The organism is Microcystis sp. M015S2 (genome assembly GCF_020245945.1).
GTDB lineage: Bacteria > Cyanobacteriota > Cyanobacteriia > Cyanobacteriales > Microcystaceae > Microcystis.
The window spans coordinates 1-18,366 of record NZ_JADBTX010000073.1; the positions used below are offsets into that span (position 1 = coordinate 1).

Genomic DNA, 18,366 nt, shown 5'->3' on the forward strand with positions numbered 1-18,366 from the left:
TGACTTCGTTTCTCAGGAATTGAGAGCGGCGGAAGACCCGGAATTTGAAACCTTCTACACTAAAAATATTCTGCTTAACGAAGGTCTGAGAGCTTGGATGGCTCCCCAAGACCAACCCCACGAAAACTTTATCTTCCCTGAGGAGGTTCTCCCGCGTGGTAACGCTCTCTAATATCCCTACCGCTAGCGGTCGTGACCAAAGTTCCACTGGCTTCGCTTGGTGGTCTGGTAACGCTCGTCTTATCAATCTCTCCGGTAAACTGCTCGGCGCTCACGTCGCCCACGCCGGTTTAATCGTTTTCTGGGCCGGGGCAATGACCCTGTTTGAAACCGCCCACTTTATCCCCGAAAAACCGATGTACGAACAGGGTTTAATCCTGCTTCCCCACTTAGCTACCCTCGGTTTTGGGGTCGGTCCGGGTGGTGAAGTAGTCGATACCTTCCCCTACTTCGTCGCCGGTGTTCTGCACTTAATTTCTTCGGCTGTACTCGGTTTTGGTGGTATCTACCACGCTATCCGCGGACCGGAAACCCTAGAGGAATACTCTAATTTCTTCGGTTACGACTGGAAAGACAAAAACCAAATGACCAACATCATCGGTTATCACCTGATTCTCTTGGGTTGTGGTGCGCTGTTGTTGGTATTTAAAGCCATGTTCTTTGGCGGTGTCTATGATACCTGGGCCCCCGGTGGCGGTGATGTCCGCGTCATCACCAATCCTACCCTCAACCCCGCAGTTATCTTTGGTTATCTGACCAAAGCTCCCTTCGGTGGCGAAGGCTGGATTATCAGCGTCAACAACATGGAAGATATCATCGGCGGTCACATCTGGATTGGCTTAATCTGTATCGCTGGCGGTATCTGGCACATTCTCACCAAACCTTTTGCTTGGGCGCGCCGCGCTTTCATCTGGTCTGGAGAAGCCTATCTGTCCTACAGCTTGGGCGCTCTTTCCATGATGGGCTTTATCGCCGCCGTTTACGTTTGGTTTAACAACACCGCCTATCCCAGTGAATTCTACGGTCCGACCGGTATGGAAGCTTCCCAAGCTCAAGCTTTCACCTTCTTGGTCCGTGACCAACGCTTAGGTGCTAACGTCGCTTCTGCCCAAGGCCCCACCGGTCTAGGTAAATACCTGATGCGCTCTCCCACTGGCGAAATCATCTTCGGTGGTGAAACCATGCGTTTCTGGGATTTCCGCGGTCCCTGGTTAGAACCCCTCCGTGGTCCTAACGGTTTAGACCTCGACAAAATCAGAAATGACGTACAACCCTGGCAAGTACGCCGCGCGGCTGAATACATGACCCACGCTCCTTTAGGTTCCTTGAACTCTGTAGGTGGCGTTATCACTGACGTTAACTCGTTTAACTATGTGTCTCCTCGCGCTTGGTTGGCTACCTCTCACTTCACCCTCGCCTTCTTCTTCCTGATTGGACACCTCTGGCACGCTGGACGCGCTCGCGCCGCCGCCGCCGGTTTCGAGAAAGGAATTGACCGCGAGACTGAACCCGCATTGGCAATGCCCGACCTCGACTAATTTCGCTTAGTTCGATGGCAGCGGCTCCCGTCTAGTTGGCGGGAGCCTTTTTGTGGTTAATATCAGACATTGACATCCTCAGACGCGGCTAAAATACTCTCTAAAGCCGATAATAATCGTTGATTTTCTGCCGGTAAACGGACAGCTACCCGAAAATAATTGCTGCCCAATTCGGGGAAACTGAGACAATCGCGGATGAAAATTCGATGATATTTTAATAAAGCTTCCTGTAGGGGTAAACAGGAAGATTGAGATTGTACTAAGAGGAAGTTAGCGGCACTGGTTTGGGGCTGTAATTGCGGAAAATTAGCTAATCCCTGCCATAAATCCAGGCGGGCCGCCGTTAACCAGTCCCAAGTTTGTTGTTGAAAATCCCTATCTTCAATTGCCGCTATTGCGGCAACCACAGCCAAGTTATTCACCGACCAAGGATCGCGCCATCTTTGCCATTGTAACAGGCGATCGGGATGGGCGAGGACATATCCTAGACGTAAACCGGGGAGACTGTAAAATTTAGTTAGGGAACGCACAATCACGAGATTGGGATATTCCGGCAACAGAGATATTAAACTCTCCTGTTGTGGCGGGGGTAAAAAATCCATAAAAGCTTCATCCACCACCACCAAACCAAATTGCGATAGATAGGGACGAATGGCCGCCACCGTCCAGAGTTTCCCAGTGGGATTGTGGGGATTATTAAGTAATAAGCCTTGTTTTTCGGGATTAACCGGCTTTAAAGTGGTTAAATCTAGGGAATGTTGGCAGATTTTTCCACCAAAACTTTTTAAAGCCCGTTCGTAATCGTTAAAAGCGGGTGTTAGTACATAAACACTATCAAATGAGGCCAATTCCCGACCGGCCCAGGTTAATAACTCGGCCGCACCATTGCCGGGGAGAATCCAATCTGGTCCGATATTGTGCCATTGGCCCAGGGCAGAACGCAACTGCCAATACTCGGGGTCAGGATAACGAGTCAGACTGGTTAAATGGCTTTTAATAGCGGTTAGGGCGCTTTCTGGCGGACCGAGGGGGTTGATACTGGCAGAAAAATCGAGAATAGAGGAAACCGGACAGCCAGCAATGGCGGCCGCCCAGTCAAGATTACCACCATGTTTAGGTCTAAGCAAAAGACTTACAGCGAACGCTTTGCGCTCGCTACGCGAGAACGAAACTCAACAGTAATTATTCCTTATCCGGGGCCACTCTGTCTTTAAACAGTTTACCCGCCGAGAAAGCCGGGACGCGAGTGGCCGGAATATCCATCTTATCGCCGGTTTTTGGGTTGCGTCCTTCCCTGGCCTGACGTTCCCGGGCTTCGAAGGAACCGAATCCTACTAGGGTTACTTTGTCCCCCTCAGAAACCGCTTCGATAATGGTTTCGATGGCGGCAGTGAGAACAGCATCTGCTTGTTTTTTGGTGACAGAGGCTTTGAGAGCGATTTGATCGATTAATTCACCTTTATTCATGCGCTAACTCCTTGTTTTGCGGTTTTTCTGAGTTTAGGGTGGTTGTCAGTAGTTTATGGTTCTCCTGTTGAGGACTCGCCAGGATCGAGATCACTAAATAATGCCTCAAATCCTCATTGGCTATATATTCCACTGCATTATTCTAAGCGGGAATTGTCTCGATCGGAATCGCTGAAACCTTTAATTTATCTAGATTTCCTCCTGATTCCCCGCCACGGGGGACACAAAAGAGAATAAGCGAGAGATTAACAGCGATATAAGCTAATAAAAAGAGATTAGCGGGCTAAATTGCCGATAAATATTCTCTAAAAGCGATAGGCATCCTAACTTCCCAAAAATCGTTCATCGGTTCTCTCCCAGATTTTTGACTAATTTTGCCCCCAAAAACGTTAAAAAAGTTTACCAAAGCAATTTCTGCCCAAAAATTAAGTTCGGGCCCAGGAGATATTCGCTAAAATTGGAACTTATGATCGTTAAAAATATTCAAAAAAGCAGGATTTAACTGGAAAGTTTGCTATCATTATCTATTCAGCGACAAACTCGCATGGTGATTTACTGCTATCCCCTAGCCGATCTAGGTCAAAGCTTAAGACGTTCTTTTATTGTGACTTTTTTGGCAGTAATCGCCATTCTTGGCGGTGTGATTCCCGAATTTTCTTGGACGACGGAGGTGGTTAGTTTCCAGTCTTCCGCTTATACTCAAGATTTTACGGCTGACCAAATTAAACGTTATGCCAAAGCAGTTTTGTGGATCGAAACCGAAAGAAGACAAGCTTATCAGGCAATTTCGCAAATTTTAGGCAAAAGTCCCCCAGCAATTACCTGTAACCAACGGGAAAGCTTTAATAATCTTCCCGCTAATGCCCAAAGAATTGCCGTCGATTATTGTAATAACTCAAAAAAGATTGTCCAAGATAGTGGCCTGAATGCGACTGAATTTAACGCCATTACTAACCGGATTCGTAGCGATGATAACTTGAGACGACGGGTGCAAAATGAGATGATTCGTCTGCAGCGGGAAAATAAATAGAAAAAGTTCCTCAGTTTTTCGGGTCAAGTTGGAGTCAGGGCTACAATTAAGAATGTTTTTTCCCATTGACCACTACCATGTTAACTTTTACCGAGCGCTTACCCCCCCGTCATACCGCTAGTCCACCTCCCCCAGAAACGGTAGTTTTTAGCCTCCTACTCACGGCCGAAGAACGCACCCGCAGCCGTTATCGTCTCGACAGTCCCGAAGGTTTTTCCCTCTGTTTTCGTTTACCCCGCGGCACCATTCTACAGGATCGCGATTTCCTACGGGGAGAAAACGGCGAAATTATTCAAATTATTGCTAAACCAGAACCAGTTATCACTATTACTGCCCCTTCAACCGATTTACTCCTCAAAGCTGCCTATCACCTCGGTAATCGTCATGTGGCCTTAGAAATTAATCCCGATTATCTCCGTCTGGCCCCCGATTCTGTCCTACAAGCAATGTTAGAAGGTTTGGGATTAACTGTAACTGAAGAAATCGCCCCCTTTAACCCCGAAATCGGCGCTTATCAGCATTATCATGACTTGGAAGAGGCAAAAAAGGGATAGTTAGCTAATCTTGCCCAATGCCCTTTCTGATTTAGAGTAAGCAAAAATCAAACTCGGTTTCGACTTACCTCTTTTCCTACCATAAATTGTAGTTTTTGGGCATTATCTTAACAAAATTTAACTGACAAGAAAACAGTAACTTTTTAACAGCCTCTACGGGATATTTTCTTAATCAAGAGGCTCTCATTCTGCTAGTTTCTAGAATTTTAATCGGCCTCGGTGAATTGATTAATTATCAAAGTAAAAATCGAACTACGAGGAATGAATAACCATGGTACTTTCATAACTAGCACCAACGGCTGTAACCTCTGTCCTGTCTGATTTATCCACACCCACTGAGGTTAAAAAATCCCCTGCTCAAAACAATGATCTAATCTATTTTTGTGAACTAGATTCTAGTAACAAACTGAATCATTGAACCGCAAGGAGTTTATACAACTCTCGACGGGCGAATTTATCTTAGTCGAAAATGTTAGGATTTTTCAACTATTATCTATATTTTCCGTCAGCCAATTTTTAAAGTTTCTAATGGCTTCACTTCTCCCCAGTTGTTGACTTTGTTTAACAAATTGATTAATTAATTCAATAATCGGAATCTGAGGAAAATTAGGACTGCTTAAAGACTCAATATATTCTCCTTCTTGTAATAAATTAATCTGTAGGCCACTTTGAGTATAACGCCACAGTTCGGGAACACCTAACTGTCGATAATTATCTAAATAAGTACGGGAAGTAATATCAATTTCTAGGACTAAATCGGGGGGGGGATCACTTTCTAAATTAAGTCTATTTTTGCCAATAACGGCTTGATAGTTTTTAATATAAAAACAGGCATCAGGTTCAACCGCTTGATTCATCCGCTCGTTTTTAAATGTTGTTGATCCTAACGGTTCAAAATCAATATTGAGTGCTTCTAACAAAAACTGAACCATATAACTAATGATTTCTTTATCTTTTTCATGTTCGGGTAAAGGTACCATAATTTCTAATATTCCGTTACTGTAGGATAACCGAGAAGCACGACTTTCTCCTAATTCTGATAATATTGTCTCAAATTTTTGCCAGTTAAGCTCTTTTAAAAGTAACTGTTGACCGGGATTGACGATAATTTGTTCTAAGGCTAATTGCATGGCTTTAGCTGAAAATGTTGATTTCTTAGTTTAATTATACCCTTCCCTTGAGAACGGAATTCGGTATCGGTCAAAGTTTCTAGAAAAGCCCTAGGGGTAGCTTGAGTATTTATACTTATTGCCATCTAGGTATGCTTCCCCTAAGATAAACTTGATCGGTAATCGTGCCGAACTAATTAGCGAAAATTTGGGTCTAAAGCCCTTGGAATGATGTTTTTATTGTATTCAGGAAGTTGAAAAAATGAAGACCAAATCGATCATAAGCTTACTATCTCTTAGCATTATAGGAATGTCAATCTATGCGGGTCAAGCTAATAGTAGTGATTACCGGGCTTTGACCCCTGAAGAAACATCACGGTTGACTGATGCTTTGCTAAAACAGGGTTGTAGGAATCCTAAAGAGATGAAATTTGATGTTGAGACTAACCTATTTGAAGCAGAAGATGCTGTGTGTGAGGGAGGAAGAAAGTATGATATTTACCTTGACAAAAACTTTAGGATTGTTTCAATGAAACCAGACTAAAAGAGCAAATCCCTGAGAAGCTTTTACTGGTCGCTGCGAAGATTACCAATGAGGTATAACAAAGCCATTCTGACAGCGACACCACTGGTAACTTGTTGGGAAATTAGACTAAAATCGGGATCGTCCATTAAATCGGAACTAATTTCCACTCCCCGATTCACAGGACCGGGATGAAGTACCTTAACCCCCGGTTGACAGGATTGCAAACGAGGACGAGTAATGCCAAAACTTTGATGATATTCGCGTAAACTGGGCAAAAGATTGGCAGTCATGCGTTCTTTTTGCAGTCGCAGGGTCATGACAAAATCGGCCTTTTCTAAAGCTGGTTCTAAATCCCAGTGGAGAAATAGGCGATCGCACAATTCCCCAAAATATTTCGGCAGTAGGGTGGGGGGTGCGGACAAATGTACTTCCGCCCCTGCCGTGGTTAAACTCCAGATATTGGAACGAGCCACACGAGAATGGAGTATATCCCCGACAATAGCGATTTTTTTGCCCTCTAACAGTTCTAAACGGGGATTTTCCTCATCTAACAGACAACAGATCGTAAACAGGTCTAAAAGTCCCTGGGAGGGGTGTTCGTGTTGACCGTCCCCAGCATTAAGAATACTGACCCCCGACTGCAAACGATCCATTTCTGCGGCAATTAAATCGGGAACCCCCGACTGTTGATGTCGGATAACAAAAATATCCGTACCCATGGCCACATAGGTTAAAGCGGTATCGAGAATCGTTTCCCCCTTAGTCAAACTGGAACTACCCGGGGCAAAATTGAGAACATCGGCCGAAAGACGTTTCGCCGCTAGTTCAAAACTACTACGGGTGCGGGTGGAAGGTTCAAAAAAAAGATTCGTCACCACTTGACCTTGTAGGGCCGGCACTTTCTTGGTACGTCGGGAAAGAACTTCACGAAAACTAGAGGCCGTTTGTAGCAGGGTTTGGTATTCTTCCGGTTGCCAGTCTTGCAATCCCAAAATGTGGTGTCGGATCCAAGTGAAAGCCATAGGAGTTAAGGAGGCGGTAAAAACGGCAAATTTCGTCTATGCTATTGTAGGATTTCTTTGCATCAGGTTAATAAATAGGGTTTATGAGAATTAATTTTTCCTTCTGTCAGATCACTCTTGCGATCGCTTTATTTCTCAATCCCTTGCCGGCGATCGTTGCCCAGACTGCCACCTCTGGGGAAATGGTATCACCGACCACGGGCATTAATTACACTCGCCTGAAAAATTTCCTCGCTCAACAAAATTGGCGACAAGCTAACGATGAAACCCGTAATTTAATCCTGAAAGCAACCGGACGGGAATTACAGGGCTGGTTTACCATGGAAGACCTGCAAAAATTGGCCTGTTGGGATCTGCAAAAGATGGATCAACTCTGGCAAGAAGCTTCCGGGGGTCGTTTTAGTTTCAGTACCCAATTTCGCATTTTTATCGAGACAGGTAATCGACCGGGCCGCTTAGTGGCGATCGAAAATTTTCAAACTTTTGGCGATCGAATCGGTTGGCGTAAAGGTGGTGATTGGATTATTTTTAAAGAAAATCTTAACTATACCCTCAATGCTCCCGTCGGTCATCTGCCGGCGCCCCGGGACGAATACCAGATCGCCGGTGGTCGCCTAGAATACACCACCCTCGCCCAAAGATTAGTTACCTGTAATATAGTGAGCTTAGGGCAAAGCAAATAAGAATCACGGCGATCGATTCTGTAGAGTAAAATTTAAGGAAAAGCTTCTCTCCTCATCCTCCTCTTCTTTTTCCGATTTACTAGCACTTTTTCTGCCAAAAACCCCCAAATTTAACAATGATTAAACGATCCGTTAACGTATCGACAGCGATCGGTTCGTCGATCGCCATTTCCCTAATTGTAGCTGGTTGCGCCCCCCAAACCCCCCAAGCCACTGGACCGGCGGCTGTTCCCGTCAAACTGCAAACCCTCGGCACCGACAAATTAGTGCAAAGTAGCGAATTTGTGGGTACTTTGATCGCCCAAGAGCGTGTTAGCGTCTCCCCTCAGATTACCGGTCGGATTCGGTCTATTTTCGTTAAATCTGGCGATCAGGTAACTCAGGGACAAAAAATCGCCGAATTAGATCCCGAACAACAACAGCAACAGGTCAACGCTGGCATCGGACAGGTAAATTCGTCCAAAGCGAACCTCAATGCGTCTGAGGCGGATTTAAGGCAAAGACAAGCGCAAGCGAGGGCAAATCAAGCCCAAATTGCCCAGAATCGGGCAAATGTGGCCAATGCCGAAGCTAATGTTAAAAGTCAGATCGCCACCTTGAGCGCCGCCGAAGCCGATTTACAGAGAGCGAGAGCTAATTTAGATTTAGCGGAAAAAAACCTAAAAAGAGCCGAATTTCTGGTCAAACAAGGCGCACAGCCCCAACAGGACTTAGATGATCGCCGACGCGACATTCAGGCCGCCAGGGCGGAAGTAGAGGCCCGGTCTAAAAATCGTGATGCGGCCCGTCAACAGGTGACGGCGGCTAGAGCTACCTTACAGGCAAACAAGGAAGCATTAAATATCGCCATTCAAAACGAATTAGCGTCACAGCAACAGGTGGCGGCGGCAGCGGCAACGGTGAACAGTCGTCAAGCGGCAGTAGCCAGCGCCGAGGGGCAATTAGGGGCGACGCGCCAGAATTTAGTTTTTAACACCATTACCGCCCCGATTGATGGTTTTGTCGGCGATTTTAATCAAAGAAAAGTCGGCGATATTATCTCCCTGGGTGAAGAATTAACCTCGTTGACTAATAATAAAACTTTGGAACTAAATGTGCAGATTCCCGTGGAATTACAACCGCGTCTGCGCGTCGGTTTGCCCGTGGAAATTATTAATCCCGATGGCAGCCCGGGCGTTCGCGGTCAAGTAACTTTTATTTCCCCCACCGTTTCCCAAGCTACCCAATCGGTTTTAGTGAAATTTGCCTTTACTAATGATGGCAGTCTTCGCAATAACCAATATGTGCGGACGCGGTTAATTTGGGATCAAAAACCGGGGGTATTAGTTCCCACCACGGCAGTGACTAGCATCGGGGCGCAAAATTTTGTTTTTGTGGCCGAAAAAGAAAAGGCTAAAGAAGGTCAAGAAAATGCCAAGGAGCGTTTAGTGGTTAGACAAAAACCAATTCAAGTCGGCACAATTCAAGGGCAAGCTTATCAGGTTATTTCTGGAGTAAATGCCGGGGAAAGAATTGCTATTAATAATATTCTTTCTCTCCGAGATGGTACAGCTATAACTGTTAGTCAGCAGTAATTTTTATGAGTAATTCGATTACCGTTCGTCCCCTGGCAGCGCAACTAATTACCGCCGAGAGTTTCCGTCCCTACGGTCAATTAATAATCCCTAGTCATGATGGAAAACCGTTTGATGAAAGCGATGCACAACTGCATTTAAAAAACGGTGTGCCACGCTTTTATATTATGCGTTTACAGACTCGCGGACGTAAATTTAAGCGAATTACTCGTCATAGTCAATGTACCCAATGTCTTGGTTCTTTGGGGGGACAAGAGTGGTTTTTAGGAGTGGCCCCCCCTAGTCCTTATCCTCAACCGGATTTAGAAAAATTAAGGGTTTTTCGCATCCCCGGGGACTGTTTTATTAAATTAGAGGTGGGAACTTGGCACGCTGGCCCACTTTTTGATCAACCAGCGCTCGATTTTTATAATCTTGAATTGAGCGATACTAATATTATCGATCATTTTACCTATAATTTTGCCCAAGAGCAGTCAATAGAATTCGAGATTGTTGATTGAAACAATTAATTTTTTTACTTAACTTTTCGCATTCCTTTGGATAGATAAGCAACGAAAAAAGCTAACACTCCTGTCATCCCTACCTCAAAATAATTGGCCATGAGAATAGCGGTAAAAAAAAGGAGCAAGATAATTAATATAGTCCGCTTTTGTTCAGATAATTTCATCTCTAATTACCTCTAATTCGGTTTTAATACTTAATGGTTGATAACCTAAAGAAAAAGCGAGAGAACTATCAAGAGAAACATCCTGTGGACGCGGTGCAATCATGGGAACATCGCACTGGAAACAGGGTTTTATTTGTTCTCTGGGAAGGTTAAAAACTGCCGCCATTAGTAAACCGAATTGATAACGAGAAACTCTTTCTTTACCACCCAGATGAATAATCCCTTGCACTTTTTCTAATGCCAAAAGTAAACCATTCACCGCACTATTAACCCCAACAGCCGTCCGATATTCATCAGTAAATAGAGATAATTCTTTTCCCTCTTGGAGGGTTTTTAAAAAGGGTTGCAGAAAACTATTAGCGTTGGGAGAAGGAGAACCAAACATCAAAGGCATTCGACAAATAGCCGCCCGAGGGTATATTGCTAAAATACCCTTTTCTGCCGCTACTTTTTGCTCACCGTAGATACTCACGGGAGAAACCGGATCATTTTCGGAATAGGGGGCATTTTTACCATCAAAAACTAAATCGGTAGAGGTAAAAACTAGCGGTATTTGATATTGACTACATAAACGGGCAATTTCTAGAGAAGCTGTCAGATTAATTGCCTCGGATGCTTGGGGAAATTCTTGACAGAGATTCGGTTTTGATTGGGCAGCCGCATGAATTACCGCGTCGGGTTTAATCTGTTGAAAAAGTTCTCTAACTGCGGCTAAGTCTGTTAAGTTAACTTTAATTAAATTCGGGTCATTACTATTGACATTGTGATTAAAATATGTACCAAAACTTGCCCAAGATGAGCGCGTTTTTTGGTAAATATGCCAACCTAAAAACCCACTAACTCCAGTGATTAACAGCGTTTTCATAGTTTAGAGATTAAATCCTTTTTCGTAGGCTAAAAACTGCACTTGTGGTTCCAAAGGTTCACTAACTAAACCAATTCCTGCAAATCCCCATCGCTGCATCAGTCCCTTTAATTGTGTTCCTGAGAGAGTTTCCACAGAAAAATTATTGGCTAAATCCTGAGCATGGGTATTGATATAACTTAAAGCATCGTAGGATTCTTTAAACAGAAGCAGATAACTGGCCGGACTTTCGCTTTCACCTTTTCTCAGACGCGCCACTAGGTATTGTCCGTCTTGTTTTGACCTGAGTAAATAATGTGTAGTTGCTAACATAGTTTATTAAGTGAAAAGTGAAAAGGAAAAAAGGGGTTGGGTGGGGGTACATCCCATTTTTGTAAATCTACTGAGTTGGGATTTTTAAAGGGAAACTATCTTCTAAAATTGGTCATTACTTCCGATTTTACCACTCAATCCAAGCCTTTGGGGGGTTCTACCCCCCAAACCCCCCGTTGGGGGCGTGGCACCGCCCCCAAACCCCCCGCGCATTAGTTTTTCGGTGGGATGCTTACACGCAGCTGCTGATACATCTGTAATAATTTAAGGGTCACTGATAATTGCTTATTGTCCCTATTTCTGCAAATGTGAGATGCACCCGTTGGGTAGTGGGAAATTTAGCTGAAATTTCCCTATCACCCTACTTTAAATCCTCCAATTTAATCCTAGGATCTACAGCTTTGAGAAGTAAATCAGCCAGAAGATTACCGATAATCAACATAGTAGCCCCCATCATTAAACTGCCCATAACTAAATATAAATCTTTAGCCGTCACAGCTTGCAGAATTAAACGACCTAATCCGGGCCAGTTAAAGAAAAATTCGGCGATAAATGCCCCACTTAACAAACTGGAAAATTCAAAGCCCAAAAGAGTTATCAGAGGATTAATAGCATTGCGTAAAGCGTGGACATAGATAACTTTATTTTCTGGTAAACCTTTCGCCCTTGCGGTTTGAATATAATCCTGTCGCAGAACATCTAACAATTGTCCCCGCATCAATCTTTGTAATCCTGCAAAACTGGTAACTGTCAGGGCAATAGTTGGTAAAATCATGTGCCAAGCGATATCTAAAACTTTACCGATAGGGGAATATTCCGAATAGTTAATACTGGTCATATCACCTACTGGTAAAAGCGGCGAGACATTTTGAGCGAGAATTAGCAGTAAAAGGGCAGTGATAAAACTGGGGAAACCTTGACCAAGATAACTGATAACTCGGAAAAATTTATCGATAAATTGGTTTTGTTTGACGGCGCTGACAATGCCCAAGGGAATCGCAATCGCCCAGGTTAAAATGATGGAAGTCAAAGACATTAATAACGTCGCTGGAATTCTCTCTAATAATAGGGAAGACACGGGACGAAAATAGGTAAAACTCAGACCAAAATTAAACTGAGTTACCACTTGCCACAACCATTTAAAATACTGGACAATCGGCGGGTCTTTTAAACCAAAAAGGGCAATATATTGTTCTTTAGTTTCCTGACTAATCTTGGGATTAAGGTCAAGCAAAGCCAGAAAACCGCCGGGGGTTAATTGGATAATAGCGAAACTCAAAGCCGAGGCCAACAACAGAGTTAATAAACCCTGGAGAACACGCTTGACAATATATAAAAAAGTTTCGCTAGTTAGGAGAGATTGTAACCCATTAGCACTCGATCGAGCGGTGGCCGCCTTATAATTATCATCAGTCGCCGTCATAGAAAAAAACCTAATAATCGATGAGGGTAATAATCGGTAAATCGGGTAATTTTTCCCGACCACCGAGGTCGATTAACTCGATGATAAAGGCAAATCCTAACACCTCGCAACCAATTTTTTCTAATAAATCGGCCGTTGCTTTCGCCGTCCCTCCCGTCGCGATTAAATCATCGACAATTAAAACTTTATGATGGGATGCCACCGCGTCCTGATGAATTTCGAGCCTATCGCTTCCGTATTCCAAATCATACTCGATACTATGAACGGCGGCGGGTAATTTACCCGGTTTCCGGACGGGAATAAATCCCGCTTCTAATTGGTATGCTAAAGGAACACCAAAGAGAAAACCCCTGGATTCCATACCGACAATGTAATCGGGGGATAAACCGTAATCGCGACACTTTGCCGTTAGGGTATCGATCGTGTAACGTAATCCTTGGGGATGATTGAGTAGGGTAGTAATATCGCGGAAGACAATACCCGGTTTGGGAAAGTCAGGAATATCGCGAATCAATGATTTCAGATCCATTCAGTTTCCGTGTCTCGTAAAATGGGGGACAGCTATCTATACAATACAATTTACAATACCCTGACTCGATCGCCCTTGTGTTTTAGTTCTCCTATATCATGACCTCTACTAGCCTAACGCCCGAATCTACAACATCAGCCCCAGAAAAACCGGTTATTTTAAGCGTTTTACCCGATTTTCCGATTGCCAGTCAGCAATGCGCCCTACATCTCCAACAGCATATCGATTTAATGCTATTAGCGTTGGAATCCTTAGAAGTCGGTGCCGGGGAGGCCCTGTTAGCCCTCTGTAAAGAACTAGGACTCGATAAAATTATCAAAAACCGGATTATTTTCTGGCGATTACGCTGTACTAATCCCTGGCGAATTTCCTACACCCTCGACCGTCTCACCCTTGACCAAGCCAAAGCTTTAGTTATCATTGCCAGTTATCGGGCCAAACCCCTGGCTATATCCATCCGACAATTACTGTTAGCGCGGCAACAGATGGAGTCAAAAGGTTTACCCGTGGATAATAATTTTCTTTTATCAGAATACCTAGAAAGATTTCGCTCCAATTTTCGCAGTCGCATGAACCCTCGTCGGGCCAAAGTATCGGTTTATCTAGCTGATGAAAATGCCCTAAATGAACTGGCTTTATCCCTCCTCGATCAGTTATTATTTTGTACTGGTACGACGGGAATGCAGCGGTTTTGGATTAGTTTATTTGATGGGGAGATCGTGTAAAAATGAGAAGACAGTATAGCCTGCCCAATTGTACCCTGATTCTCGATGGTTTCGGCGATGATTTCGCCCCGGCTAACCCCGGGGATAGCCGACCTTTACTCTCAATTTTGACTAACGTAGAATGTCGGTTAATCGGGGCCAATAAAGTCCTGCAAGGTGGTCGGGTTTTCTTGGAAAATTTGGTCCAAGCGGTCAGTCAGTATGCCCAAGAATTTTTGAGTGGTGTTCGTCATCCCCAAGACCCCGTCCATGAACCAGATCATGTGTACCTAGAAAAGATTGACCATAATCTCCATCGTCTGGTTTGGTATCCATCAACGGACTTGAACATCCCGGAAAGTCCGGTGAAGATAGAAATCAGTACCGTGCAGTTATTCGATTTAATAGAAGCGATTGACCAATTTTTTGCCGATACTCGCACTTTACCTGACCTAACCCTGAAATTACAGCCAGTTTCCCGTCGCTACCATAAGGTCAATGAATCGGTGGCCGGTCGAACAGTACCTTTTTTGGCAGGATTAGGCAGTCTTGTCGCTTGCGCCCTACTTTTCTATCTGTTACCCGTCCCCCAAGTCCGTAAACCCGAAAATCCCCCCATTCCTGCCGCTTCTCCCAGTCCCACCGTCCCCACTAATCCCGTCCCCCCTCCTAGATAAAATTAGGCCCTTGCGCTTTTCCCAACACCCCACACCCTACACCCTACACCCCACACCCTTCTCTGTCTTAGTTTTTTAGGCTCTTCGGTTTGTCTTATGCAACGGACAGGATTATAAGAGATGAAACCCTTATCGAGAAAGATATTTGGCGATTTTTGTCAATTGTTTTTGATCTAGAGCGAACTAATCAATTAAATCTCTTGCCAGATAAGGATTTAGTCGATTTATGCCCCCCTATCGAACCATACCAAGTAACGAAGAGCCGTTTTTTAGAGAAAGTACCCAAAAAAAAACCAGATCTTTTTTGCACAAGTTAGAAAAATTGTGTTATATTGGTAAATCTGTGAAGGTTTTTCGATAGGGAGTATTGAAAAAAAAATGACCAAACTGGGAACCCATTTGATTGTCGATGCTTGGCAAGTACCTGCTGACCTCCTCAACGATCCCGAGCGCATTCGTCGCGCTATCCTCGATGGAATTACGGCAGGAGAAGCAACGCTGATCGATTTGTGTGTCCACCAGTTCAGTCCCCACGGAGTTACCGCGACGGCGACTTTAGCTGAATCTCATATCGCGATCCACACCTGGCCTGAACACGGCTATTTCGCCGCCGATTTATTCTTCTGTGGTGCCGGTAAACCCGTGGTTGCCATGGAAATTTTGACCAAATCCCTGCAAGCAGGTGAAATTAAAGTGCGGGAACTAACCAGAGGATTCCCCGGTCCTGCGGCAGTTTATGAAAGCAAAAAGGAAGAACCCCTTAAATCTTCCCTGGTTATGGCCTAATTTCTAGCGCCAGCCTCAATAATAAGTTAGCAGCACTGGTGATCGCCTAAACTGAAATCGTGATCAGGATAACCTTTGTTTTTATCCTCGCCCTCTTTCCCTCTCTGGTTAGTCTCTGGTTAATTAACCGATCCCAACAGAGATTAAGCAACCGTTTGAGAGGGATTCGCTATCGTCACGAATACAGCACGGTGATGGCCAGTGATTTTTTGTCAATTCCTCTAGGGACAGAAAATAAACCGGCCTTGATAGGTGATCTTAGTTGTCGTTTTAATGCCTATTCCCCCCATTTGCGTTGTGCGGTTAATCCCACCGGTCCGGTGTGAAGGTTGTCGGCAGTACGAAGCTAAAACCGGCACAGTATAAGCGGCTTGAGCTTCCAAAAAGTTCCCTATTTGCTATCCTTAAAAATCATCGCTATCGCAATTGAGGAGTGTGGGAACAATGGCGTTCAAACGAAATTTGACCCTCTTAATCATCGGATTAGGATTAACTTGTTTACCCGTATATCCGGCCCAAGCTAACCAAATCAGCACTGTCACCCCGAATACCGCAGCCAATCAAACTCTCGCTACCCATCTGGTCCTAAAACTGAAAGAGAGAAAAGTTTACGTTTATCAAGATAAGCAAGTTTTAGCACAATTTACCGTCGCCGTCGGCAAAAAAGGCTGGGAAACCCCCACCGGTAAATTTGAGGTGCGGGAATTAGTTCGCAATCCCGTCTGGAAAAGTCCCTGGACAGGAAAAGTCAGCACCCCCGGTCCCAATAGTCCCCTAGGGGAAAGATGGATCGGTTTTTGGAGTGACGGCAAAAATTCCATCGGTTTTCACGGGACCCCCGCGGAAAATTCCCTCGGTAGCGCCGCTTCCCATGGTTGTGTGCGGATGCGGAATCGGGATGTAAAAGTGTTGTTTGATTTAGTCCGCATGGGAACCCCCGTCATCGTTCAACCTTAATTCCGGCAGGTATTTTTTTAAGATAGGCAGGTCTTCCGGGCGATCAATATCGGCTAATTTAGGCAGATAAGCGGTTTTTAAAGCCAGTTTAGCGGCGATTGTCTGAGTTTTTGCCAGGACTTCCCCCGTTCCCCAGGGAATATCGCTAAAAAGCTCTGGAAAGACCTGTTTTAAAGCAATTAGGTAGTATCCTCCATCTAACGCTGGTCCTAAAACCATATCGTGGGTTTTTAGGGCCTCAAAGGCTGCTAAAATCTCTTTTTCCCCGATTTCTGGGCAATCTGTGCCAATAATAGCGATCGCTGTCATCCCTTGAGCAAAACCATCGGCAAAAGCATTTTGCATCTTTTCTCCTAAGTCTTTTCCCCGTTGAGAATGATAGCAATAATGCACACCTAACCAAGTACGCATTTTCTCCTCGCTGCCGCCATGGTAGTAAATGATCAGGGAGAGAAAATTCCTCAAACCCTCTAATTTACCGAGAGTATATTCGGCCAGTTTGCGGTGCAATTCCTCGGCTCCCTCGGCTGCCAAAGCTGGAATCATCCGGGTTTTTACTTTCCCCAATTCCGGATAACGGGTAAAAATAATCAGTTGTTGTCTCCAGTCCACGAGTGATTGCGACGATGATATTAATTATAAGTTTTAGCATACTGTCAATAGGAGGCAGGAAACCCAATAAAACAGGCTTTATTGGCTTAATATAGATTATTGCAAGTGGGTGGGTGGAATTAAATATAAGATGAACGTAGGTACGATGGCAGCGATCGCTTTATTGAGTCGAAACCTTTTTCCTAGCGGCATTTCAGACTTTTTCAGCAAAACCTAATTAGCTAGGGACTAGGTTTTTTGGGTGAGTTTAAACAGGATAAACCAGCATCTTTAGCAGTAGGATACTTGATTGGGACAAAAGCAAAATCTGAACTTAGTGTCCGACACTCCACAATGTGAACAAATTCTACGGAGGGATTTTGGGGATCGCCATTTTCATCGATTTTTTTGCGATCGCCATTTTCATCGAATTTAATTGTCCCGGTTGCACCTTGAGTGACAAGAAAATCAGGAGACTTTAAGTGTTCAAGGATATTAATTCGTGTGGGAGTATTTTCCTTTTCTAGAGCTTTTGTTAGAGCAAGAGTTGCATCATAGGATAGGGCTGTTATTGCATTAACAGAAGTTGTAGTCCATAAAATTTTAGCATCCTTAAGAAAATTCTTGTTAGGACTGGTTAAAGAATCCCAAGGAACCGCAATAACAAACTTTTGAAAAGGTTGTAGGTTGTCAATTTGTTCTAAGGTACGAGAACTACGAAGCCCCCATGATCCGATAACCCAATTTTGACTATTATTAAGTTTTATAAGTTTAATTGCATCGCCTTGAGCATCGCCAATCGCTTTTGGGAATAGTACAAGCCCTATTGTTTCTGTTATTTTTGCTTCTTTCTGTCGTCGTAACTCTTGGATGGCTTCTTTTTCATCAAAATTATTTCCCAGATCAAATTTATCTAATTTTACTACAGTTCCAGAGAATGGAGGGCTTGTAAAAATAGTTTTAAAACTATTAAAAAAAGATTCACTAAATGGACTTCCTTCACTATAAAAGCCTACCACTTTTTTAATAGACTTTTCTTGCAAAAATTTTGCAATGGCAGGAGATTGTTGCTCGCTGGAACAAACAGTTCGCAGGAAATTTTTTCTGGGGTATTTAGTAAGCTCGCTAGTCATTGATCCGGGAGAAATCAAAACTAAATTATTTTCCTTATAAATATCCACCGTTGCCACAGTCATTTCACTGGGATAGTGCTGACAGGGGGACAAGACATCTCAAAGCGTTGTCCACAAAGGTTTTTAGGCTCCTCAGTTACAAATAGATACATCCCTTTCAGCCAAAAAGCTAACGAGAGAATCAGGGATTTGGGCGAGCTTATTAGAAATCTTTATCAA

24 protein-coding genes and 1 pseudogene are annotated in these 18,366 nt (G+C 44.1%); 14 read left to right on the top strand and 11 right to left on the bottom strand.

Going from position 1 to position 18,366, the window contains the following annotated elements; all coding sequences use genetic code 11:
• Both IM473_RS13950 and psbC read left to right on the top strand, forming a co-directional pair.
• Positions 1-172: photosystem II protein D2 (locus IM473_RS13950; RefSeq protein ID WP_271931852.1), on the top strand; the 172-nt coding region annotated here is incomplete at its 5' end.
• Positions 156-1,538, top strand: coding sequence for a photosystem II reaction center protein CP43 (gene psbC / locus IM473_RS13955; RefSeq protein WP_002747027.1), 1,383 nt, complete (start codon positions 156-158; stop codon positions 1,536-1,538). The genes IM473_RS13950 and psbC, both read left to right, overlap by 17 nt.
• A 62-nt stretch (positions 1,539-1,600) precedes the next feature.
• On the opposite strand, the gene cobD is transcribed toward psbC, so the two are convergent.
• On the bottom strand, positions 1,601-2,665 hold the full coding sequence (gene cobD / locus IM473_RS13960; protein ID WP_287658646.1) for a threonine-phosphate decarboxylase CobD: 1,065 nt from the start codon (positions 2,663-2,665) through the stop codon (positions 1,601-1,603).
• A 55-nt stretch (positions 2,666-2,720) separates the two neighbouring features.
• Entirely contained in the window at positions 2,721-3,005 is a 285-nt protein-coding gene (hbs, locus tag IM473_RS13965; protein WP_149986496.1) for a non-specific DNA-binding protein Hbs, read from the bottom strand.
• 544 nt (positions 3,006-3,549) lie between these two features.
• Here hbs and IM473_RS13970 point away from each other — a divergent pair.
• A complete protein-coding gene (locus IM473_RS13970) occupies positions 3,550-4,035 on the top strand; it encodes a DUF4168 domain-containing protein (RefSeq protein WP_287658656.1) in 486 nt (161 codons plus the stop codon).
• A gap of 77 nt (positions 4,036-4,112) precedes the next feature.
• Entirely contained in the window at positions 4,113-4,589 is a 477-nt protein-coding gene (gene ureE, locus IM473_RS13975; RefSeq protein WP_079207696.1) for an urease accessory protein UreE, read from the top strand.
• 482 nt (positions 4,590-5,071) lie between these two features.
• Here ureE and IM473_RS13980 read toward each other — a convergent pair whose 3' ends face one another.
• A complete protein-coding gene (locus IM473_RS13980; RefSeq protein ID WP_185240783.1) occupies positions 5,072-5,719 on the bottom strand; it encodes a Uma2 family endonuclease in 648 nt (215 codons plus the stop codon).
• 241 nt (positions 5,720-5,960) lie between these two features.
• On the opposite strand from IM473_RS13980, the gene IM473_RS13985 reads away from it, so the two are divergent.
• Positions 5,961-6,242 (top strand): hypothetical protein, encoded by a 282-nt coding sequence (locus IM473_RS13985; RefSeq protein ID WP_002795780.1) that lies wholly within the window; start codon positions 5,961-5,963, stop codon positions 6,240-6,242.
• A 23-nt stretch (positions 6,243-6,265) separates the two neighbouring features.
• Here the strand turns inward: IM473_RS13985 and IM473_RS13990 are convergent, their stop codons facing one another.
• Entirely contained in the window at positions 6,266-7,246 is a 981-nt protein-coding gene (locus IM473_RS13990) for an aspartate carbamoyltransferase catalytic subunit (RefSeq protein WP_149976693.1), read from the bottom strand.
• A gap of 83 nt (positions 7,247-7,329) precedes the next feature.
• Here IM473_RS13990 and IM473_RS13995 point away from each other — a divergent pair, with 83 nt between their 5' ends.
• The 3 genes from IM473_RS13995 to IM473_RS14005 all read left to right on the top strand — a co-directional run bounded on the left by IM473_RS13995 (position 7,330) and on the right by IM473_RS14005 (position 10,003).
• A complete protein-coding gene (locus IM473_RS13995) occupies positions 7,330-7,929 on the top strand; it encodes a GUN4 domain-containing protein (RefSeq protein WP_287658647.1) in 600 nt (199 codons plus the stop codon).
• Positions 7,930-8,045: 116 nt separating this feature from the next.
• Positions 8,046-9,503, top strand: a complete 1,458-nt coding sequence (locus tag IM473_RS14000) for an efflux RND transporter periplasmic adaptor subunit (RefSeq protein WP_287658648.1) — start codon at positions 8,046-8,048, stop codon at positions 9,501-9,503.
• A gap of 5 nt (positions 9,504-9,508) precedes the next feature.
• A complete protein-coding gene (locus IM473_RS14005; RefSeq protein WP_287658649.1) occupies positions 9,509-10,003 on the top strand; it encodes an ureidoglycolate lyase in 495 nt (164 codons plus the stop codon).
• Between the two features lie 14 nt (positions 10,004-10,017).
• On the opposite strand, the gene IM473_RS14010 is transcribed toward IM473_RS14005, so the two are convergent.
• The 5 genes from IM473_RS14010 to IM473_RS14030 all read right to left on the bottom strand — a co-directional run bounded on the left by IM473_RS14010 (position 10,018) and on the right by IM473_RS14030 (position 13,299).
• Positions 10,018-10,170 (bottom strand): hypothetical protein, encoded by a 153-nt coding sequence (locus IM473_RS14010; RefSeq protein ID WP_172970502.1) that lies wholly within the window; start codon positions 10,168-10,170, stop codon positions 10,018-10,020.
• Positions 10,157-11,035: an SDR family oxidoreductase gene (locus IM473_RS14015; RefSeq protein ID WP_287658650.1), complete on the bottom strand. Its 879-nt coding sequence runs from the start codon at positions 11,033-11,035 to the stop codon at positions 10,157-10,159. Before IM473_RS14015 ends, IM473_RS14010 begins: the two co-directional genes overlap by 14 nt.
• Positions 11,036-11,038: 3 nt before the next feature.
• Entirely contained in the window at positions 11,039-11,347 is a 309-nt protein-coding gene (locus tag IM473_RS14020) for a hypothetical protein (RefSeq protein ID WP_287658651.1), read from the bottom strand.
• A 361-nt stretch (positions 11,348-11,708) separates the two neighbouring features.
• Entirely contained in the window at positions 11,709-12,770 is a 1,062-nt protein-coding gene (locus IM473_RS14025; RefSeq protein WP_193961113.1) for an ABC transporter permease, read from the bottom strand.
• A 10-nt stretch (positions 12,771-12,780) separates the two neighbouring features.
• On the bottom strand, positions 12,781-13,299 hold the full coding sequence (locus IM473_RS14030) for an adenine phosphoribosyltransferase (protein WP_287658652.1): 519 nt from the start codon (positions 13,297-13,299) through the stop codon (positions 12,781-12,783).
• A gap of 98 nt (positions 13,300-13,397) precedes the next feature.
• Here IM473_RS14030 and IM473_RS14035 point away from each other — a divergent pair, with 98 nt between their 5' ends.
• The 6 genes and pseudogenes from IM473_RS14035 (at position 13,398) to IM473_RS14055 (ending at position 16,423) form a co-directional block, all read left to right on the top strand.
• Complete coding sequence (locus IM473_RS14035) at positions 13,398-14,024, top strand: DUF3038 domain-containing protein (RefSeq protein WP_045358672.1); 627 nt, start codon at positions 13,398-13,400, stop codon at positions 14,022-14,024.
• A gap of 2 nt (positions 14,025-14,026) precedes the next feature.
• Positions 14,027-14,680, top strand: a complete 654-nt coding sequence (locus tag IM473_RS14040) for a DUF4335 domain-containing protein (protein ID WP_012266766.1) — start codon at positions 14,027-14,029, stop codon at positions 14,678-14,680.
• A gap of 89 nt (positions 14,681-14,769) precedes the next feature.
• Positions 14,770-14,997, top strand: coding sequence for a hypothetical protein (locus IM473_RS22590; RefSeq protein WP_353738145.1), 228 nt, complete (start codon positions 14,770-14,772; stop codon positions 14,995-14,997).
• Positions 14,998-15,058: 61 nt separating this feature from the next.
• On the top strand, positions 15,059-15,466 hold the full coding sequence (gene speD / locus IM473_RS14045; protein WP_002781248.1) for an adenosylmethionine decarboxylase: 408 nt from the start codon (positions 15,059-15,061) through the stop codon (positions 15,464-15,466).
• A gap of 59 nt (positions 15,467-15,525) precedes the next feature.
• Positions 15,526-15,832 (top strand): annotated as a pseudogene (locus IM473_RS14050) (DUF6464 family protein).
• Between the two features lie 78 nt (positions 15,833-15,910).
• Complete coding sequence (locus IM473_RS14055; RefSeq protein ID WP_002735789.1) at positions 15,911-16,423, top strand: L,D-transpeptidase; 513 nt, start codon at positions 15,911-15,913, stop codon at positions 16,421-16,423.
• Here IM473_RS14055 and IM473_RS14060 read toward each other — a convergent pair.
• Positions 16,385-17,035 carry a TIGR04282 family arsenosugar biosynthesis glycosyltransferase gene (locus tag IM473_RS14060; RefSeq protein ID WP_287658653.1) on the bottom strand — a complete coding sequence of 217 codons (651 nt, stop codon included), beginning with the start codon at positions 17,033-17,035 and terminating at the stop codon, positions 16,385-16,387. The two genes, IM473_RS14055 and IM473_RS14060, sit on opposite strands and share 39 nt — an antisense overlap.
• Positions 17,036-17,256: 221 nt before the next feature.
• Complete coding sequence (locus tag IM473_RS14065; protein WP_287658655.1) at positions 17,257-18,204, bottom strand: ABC transporter substrate-binding protein; 948 nt, start codon at positions 18,202-18,204, stop codon at positions 17,257-17,259.
• Positions 18,205-18,366: the final 162 nt, after the last annotated feature.